Annotated in this window: 6 protein-coding genes; 2 read left to right on the plus strand and 4 right to left on the minus strand. The window is 65.7% G+C overall.

The features are described from left to right. Positions 1–80 precede the first annotated feature (80 nt). The gene (locus tag E0L93_RS07610; RefSeq protein ID WP_132690577.1) at positions 81–404 is read right to left on the minus strand and encodes a hypothetical protein; all 324 of its coding nucleotides are present in this window, start codon (positions 402–404) and stop codon (positions 81–83) included. 191 nt (positions 405–595) lie between these two features. Between E0L93_RS07610 and E0L93_RS07615 the strand changes: the two genes are divergently transcribed. Then, complete coding sequence (locus tag E0L93_RS07615; RefSeq protein WP_132690579.1) at positions 596–1,804, plus strand: NAD(P)/FAD-dependent oxidoreductase; 1,209 nt, start codon at positions 596–598, stop codon at positions 1,802–1,804. On the opposite strand, the gene E0L93_RS07620 is transcribed toward E0L93_RS07615, so the two are convergent. After that, positions 1,794–2,069, minus strand: a complete 276-nt coding sequence (locus tag E0L93_RS07620; RefSeq protein WP_132690581.1) for a (2Fe-2S) ferredoxin domain-containing protein — start codon at positions 2,067–2,069, stop codon at positions 1,794–1,796. The genes E0L93_RS07615 and E0L93_RS07620 overlap by 11 nt on opposite strands. Positions 2,070–2,142: 73 nt before the next feature. On the opposite strand from E0L93_RS07620, the gene E0L93_RS07625 reads away from it, so the two are divergent. Next, entirely contained in the window at positions 2,143–3,576 is a 1,434-nt protein-coding gene (locus tag E0L93_RS07625; protein WP_132690583.1) for an aldehyde dehydrogenase family protein, read from the plus strand. A gap of 37 nt (positions 3,577–3,613) precedes the next feature. Here the strand turns inward: E0L93_RS07625 and E0L93_RS07630 are convergent, their stop codons facing one another. Next, positions 3,614–5,071 (minus strand): NAD-dependent malic enzyme, encoded by a 1,458-nt coding sequence (locus tag E0L93_RS07630; protein ID WP_132690609.1) that lies wholly within the window; start codon positions 5,069–5,071, stop codon positions 3,614–3,616. A 165-nt stretch (positions 5,072–5,236) separates the two neighbouring features. Further along, positions 5,237–5,680 (minus strand): Hsp20/alpha crystallin family protein, encoded by a 444-nt coding sequence (locus E0L93_RS07635; protein ID WP_132690585.1) that lies wholly within the window; start codon positions 5,678–5,680, stop codon positions 5,237–5,239. Between the last annotated feature and the right edge of the window lie 320 nt (positions 5,681–6,000).

Raw genomic sequence — 6,000 nt, forward strand, 5'->3', positions numbered from 1 at the left:
TCTCCGGATACAGAGAAACCGGGCTTCTCGCGGGCCGCCCAGGTGCGGCCCTTCGCCGGCGCCTCTCGGAGAGACCGCTCCTAGCTCGCCTTTCTGTCCTCGGTGTCGTAGAGCCGCGCGAGCTGCCGCTTAAGCCGCTCCTTCTCCCGGCCCGCCGCATAGCACTCTATGCAGTGCAGAACCTCCTGCGGCCGCCCCGGGTGCAGGTCGTACTCGGTCATGAACTCGAGGATCTCGCGGTATTCGGGCCCGGCCTGATCCACGAACTCCGAGAAAGAGATCTCGCCGGCTATGAGCTTGCGGCGAGCCTCCTCCGGAGTGAGATCCCCTATCTTGCGGCTGGTATGGCGCACGATTAGGCCGGGCGCTATGTCTTCTACGTTTAGCTCCTCTTTCTCGGTCAAGCATTACCCCTTCCTAGAGATAGAGCGGAGCCCACTTCCGGCCGCTCTCCCGCTTGTCAAAGTGGCAGATATCCCCAAATGACTTGTTGTTCAGTCTATGGGAAGGGCGATCTTTTGTAAACCCCCGCGCAGAGCGCCCCAGTGTAGTAAGGTTCACGGGAAAGTGCTCCGTCCGGCGGGAGACTAGAGAGATGGCAGAAGCGAGGAAGCACATCGTGGTTTTGGGGGCGGGGTTCGCCGGAGCCTCGGCCGCCCGCAGCCTGCCCGCCGGCGAGGCCCAAGTTACCTTGATCGACCGCAGCGAAGAATACGCGTTCGCCCCCCTCATACACGAGGTAGCCGCCGGGCGCGTGCATCCCGGAAGCATAGTCTCATCCATTCCGCGGCTCTGCCGCGCGGCCCGCTGCGAGTTCGCGCAGGCGGAGGTGGAGAGCGTGGACCTCGCCGGGCGCCTGCTCCATGCCGGAGGGCGCATCTTCCACTACGACTACCTGATCCTGGCCCCGGGTACGGTCCCCGTCCCGCCTCCGGAGGATCTGCGCAAGCACTTCACACTCTTCGGGACGCTGGACGACGCACTCGAGCTGCGCCGGCAGCTGAGCGAGAGCTGGAAGCGGGCGCAGCGGGGCAGCGGGGAGCCGGGCCTGCTTACGGTAGCCATAGTGGGCGGCGGGACGACCGGGGTGGAGCTGGCGTTCGAGCTGGGGAGCCTGTTCGAACACCTCCGGCGCCGCAGCCGCCGCTCTCTGCAGGCCCGCATCCTGCTGCTGGAGGCCACCGACCGCTTGATGGGCTGGCTGGACCCCTACTTCCACGAAGTCGCGCTGCGGCGGCTGAAGGAGGTGGGGATAGAGGTCCGGCTGAACGCTCCGGTCGAAGAGTCACATCCGGAGGCGGTCAGGGCCGGAGAGGAGTGGATCCCGGCCCGCATCAAGGTCTGGGCTGCCGGGGTATCCGCCCCGCCGCTGGTGAGAGACCTGCCCGCCGGGCGCGACGATCTCGGCCGGGTGCGGGTGGATGGCCACCTCACCCTCCCGGCCCACCCGGAGGTGTACGTGATCGGCGACGCAGCGGCCTACGAAGACCGCCGCTACGGCATCCTGCCCCCCACCGCCTCCGTCGCGGTGCAGCAGGGGCCCTACGCCGCCCGAGATATCCGGCAGCGACTGCGGGGAGGCCGGCGAACCCCGTTCAGGTACCTCAACCGGGGATACATCGTGAGCACCGGTCCCGAGAGCGCGATCGCCGAGGTCAGCGGCCGGAGGTTCGAAGGCCGCGCCGCTCAGGCCCTCTACCGCAGCGTCTTCCTCTACTACATGGACCGGCGGGAGCGCCTCCTCACCACCGCCGACTGGGCGATGGATGCCGCGCTCGGCCGCCTCGGATTCGCTAGCCCATGATCCTGTCCCCAGCGGCGTGCCGCTCGACGATGCGCGGCACGTCCTCCGGAGCGACCTCGTAGTACCAGACGTCGTCCGGGAAGATGAAGACGACCGGCCCGCGCTCGTGGCGGCGGGTGCAGGTGTTGCGCACCACCATCGTGCCGGAGAGTCCCCGGCGGGCGACCTCCTCCTCGAAGAGCCGCAGCAGCTCACCGCCGCCCCTGGCGCCGCAGCGCCCTTCGCCCGGCGTCGCACACACGAATATCTGCCGGAAACGCGCCATACGGATAATGGTACGGCCGGTTAGGCAGTGCGTCCAGGTGGTATATTTCGGATGAGCGGAGAAGGAGGAAGAGATGCAGACCAAGGCCAGGACCCGAGATCTCCTCATCGGCGGTGAATGGACGCGCGCCAACGAGTACATCTCCGTCCGCTCGCCGTACAACGACTCCGAGGTCGGCCGGGTCGGCAAGGCAGATCCCGAGCACGTCGAGCGGGCGCTCGAACGCGCGCACGAAGCCCTGTCGAGTCCCATCCCGGCCTACCGGAGGGCCGAGATCCTGGAGCGCGCCGCAAGAAGCGTGGAGGAGAATGCCGAGGACCTCGCCCGCACCATCGCGCTGGAGGCCGGCAAACCGATGAAAGCCGCCCGGCTGGAGGTCTCGCGGGCTATCTCCACCTTCACCTTCGCCGCCGTCGAAGCCCGGCAGCTCGCAGGAGAGCTGGTCCCGATGGAATCCTCTCCCGCCGGAGCCGGCAAGCTGGCCTTCACCCTGCGCCTCCCGATCGGGGTGGTGGGGGCCATCACGCCGTTCAACTTCCCGGTGAACCTCGTGGCACATAAGCTGGCCCCGGCAGTCGCCGCCGGATGCCCGGTGGTGCTCAAGCCCGCCTCGGCCACCCCGCTCTCCGGCTTCAACCTGGCCGAGATCCTGCTGAACGCCGGGCTGCCGGAGGCGTACATCAGCGTGGTGCCGGGCTCCGGCTCGGAGGTCGGCGGCATGCTGGTCGAGGACGAGCGCGTGCGGTATATCACCTTCACCGGCAGCGGCACGGTCGGCTGGGGCATCCAGGAGCGGGCCAAGAAGAAGAAGGTCGCCCTGGAGCTCGGCAACTCCACGCCGCTCGTCGTCCACTCCGACGCCGACCTGGAGGCCGCCGCGTCGGCCATAGCCACTCACGCCTACTCCTACGCCGGACAGAGCTGCATCTCCATCCAGCGCGTTATCGTGCAGCGAGATGTCCACGACGAGCTGCTGGAGCGGCTAGTGCCGAAGGTTGAGGCGCTTAAGGTCGGCGACCCGCTGGACGAAGAGACCGACGTCGGCCCGCTCATAACACCCGAGGACCGCGAGCGCGTAATGGACTGGATAGCAGAAGCACGGCGAGATGGAGCCTCGGTCCTCACCGGCGGCGAGCTGGAGAACGGCATCCTGCGCCCCACCGTCATAGACGGGGTGCGGCCGGAGATGAAGGTCTCGTGCGAGGAGGTCTTCGGCCCCGTGGCCTCCGTGCTCACCTACCAGGACCTAAAGGAGGCCATAGAGCTGGCCAACTCCACGAACTACGGGCTGCAGGCCGGCATCTTCACCCGGGACCTGGGCAACGCCCTGGCCGCCGCGCAGGCGATGCAGTTCGGCGGGGTGCTCGTCAACGAAGCTCCCACCTTCCGGGCGGATCAGATGCCCTACGGCGGCACCAAGGACTCCGGCAACACCCGCGAGGGTCCGCACTACGCCGTGCGCGAGATGACCGAAGAGAGGGTGATCGTCCTCAACCACCCGGGCTAGAGCGGGGGTGAGGGCCCGGCGGGCCCTCACCCCACCCTCAGTGCAATACTCCCGGCATTCCCGAGTAGCCCTCCCGCTCCTCGTCCTTGCGTACGCGCCGAGCAACGCCACTCTCGGCGGCGGCGCGCTCCACGGCCTCGGCGACCGCCGGAGCCACCCGCTCGTCGAAGACGCTGGGTACGATGTAGTCCTCGACCAGACTCTCCTCCGGGATCACGCCCGCGATGGCCTCGGCGGCGGCGAGCTTCATCTCCTCCGTGATCTCCCGCGCCCGGCTGTCCAGAGCCCCCCGGAAGATGCCCGGGAAGCAGAGGACGTTGTTGATCTGGTTGGGGTAGTCGCTGCGCCCGGTCGCCATGACCCGTACATGCCCGTGGGCCAGCTCGGGCATGATCTCGGGCACGGGGTTGGCCATCGCGAACACGATCGGATCCTCGGCCATCGCCTTGAGATCCTCCACACTCAGAACCCCCGGCACCGAGAGACCGAGGAAGAGATCCGCACCCCGCAGCGCGTCCGAGAGCGTGCCCGTGATCCCCTCGGGGTTGGTGTTCTCCGCGTACCAGCGCTTGGAACCGTTCAAATCGTCCCTCCCGCCATGTACCACCCCCCCGCGGTCGCACCCGATTATGTTCCTGACGCCCGCCGCCAGAAGTATCTTGGTGCAGGCTACCCCGGCCGCCCCCAGACCGTTCACGACCACCTTCAGATCCTCCATCCTCTTGCCCACGAGCTTCAGCGCGTTGATGAGCGCCGCCAGCACCACCACCGCCGTGCCGTGCTGGTCGTCGTGGAAGACCGGGATGTCCAGCTCCCGCTTGAGCCTCTCCTCGATCTCAAAGCAACGCGGAGCGGAGATGTCCTCCAGGTTTATCCCCCCAAACCCCGGGGCTATGTTCCTGACCGTCCTTATGATCTCCTCGGTCTCCTTAGCGTCGAGACAGACCGGAAACGCGTCAACGTTCGCAAACTCCTTGAAGAGCATCGCCTTGCCCTCCATGACCGGCATCGCCGCCCGCGGGCCTATGTCCCCCAGCCCCAGTACCGCCGTGCCGTCAGTGACCACAGCCACCGTATTGCGCTTGATGGTCAGGTTGAAAGCGCTCTCCGGATCCTCGGCTATGGCCTGGCAAACCCGCGCCACACCAGGCGTGTAGGCCATCGAGAGGTCGTCGCGCGTCCTGAGCTGCATCTTGGAGCGAACCTCGATCTTGCCGCCAAGATGCATGAGGAAGGTCCGGTCCGAAACGTGGATGACCCGTACCTCAGGGAGATCCTCCACCGAACGTACTATGTGCCGGCCATGCTCAGAATCCCGCGCATTAACCGTGATGTCCCGTACGGACCGCTCGTGACCGATCCGTACGATGTCCACCGCCCCAACCATCCCCCCCGCATCCCCGACGGCCGTCAGAATCCGCCCGAGCGCCCCCGCCCGATGCGGAAACTCGACCCTCAACGTAAGACTGTAGCTCGCGCTGGGAATAGACTCCATGGTACCGACCTCCACCCCCGATCTCCCAATGCTTCCAGACCCATTCTAAACGCCCGAACCTCCTCGTAAAACATACCACCGGAGAATTTTTCTCGTTCAACGAAAAAATTATTCCAAAAAAATAAGAGACCCCCCGCCAGATGGCGGGAGGTCTTGGGCGGGGCATCAGCCCTCGATCTGGATCCTCCGAGGCTCCTGCACGGCGGCCGCCCCCTCCACGGTTACCTCCAGGAGGCCGTCTTTGAAGGTGGCCCTGATCTTGCTCTCGTCCACATCGTCCGGCAGGCTCATGCTCCTGCTGAACGAACCGTAGCTGCGCTCCCGGATCAGATACCCCGAGCCTTCCTCCGAACGCTCGTCCCGGCGCTCGCCAGAGATGGTGAGAACCCCATTCTGCAGCGAGATGTCTATGTCCTCCCGCTTCATCCCCGGCAACTCAGCCCGGATTACCAGATCCCCACCCCGGTTGAAGACGTCCACCGCCGGAACCCAGTCAGATCGCTCACCACGCCTCCGCGCCGGACGTATGAACGACCGGAACATGTCGTCCATCATGCGGTCCATCTCACTCTGCAGATCCCGAAAACTCCGGAACGGACTTAATGCCATCCTGACACCTCCTCTGTGTCTCCTACCCTTAACCTAAATTATATCGCTATCCCCATTAATGTCAACGAGTTCACTAATAAAATCTTATATTCCTATACTCATATTTTGAATCAGACTTCGTGCCGCGGGTGGTCTTGCCGGTGTTTTGTCTGCCGGTCTCTTAGTTTCGGTCACACGGGCATGTAGCCGGGGTCTTCGGGGAGGTCGGCACCGGGGAGGTTTCTGGCGCGCTGGAGGAACCAGCGGCCCAGGGGGGTCTGGCGGCCGGCTTCTTCGGCGGCCCGGTCGAGGCCGGTCCGGATCTCGTAGAGGGTGGGGGG

This window comes from Rubrobacter taiwanensis (genome assembly GCF_004337705.1).
GTDB lineage: Bacteria > Actinomycetota > Rubrobacteria > Rubrobacterales > Rubrobacteraceae > Rubrobacter_C > Rubrobacter_C taiwanensis.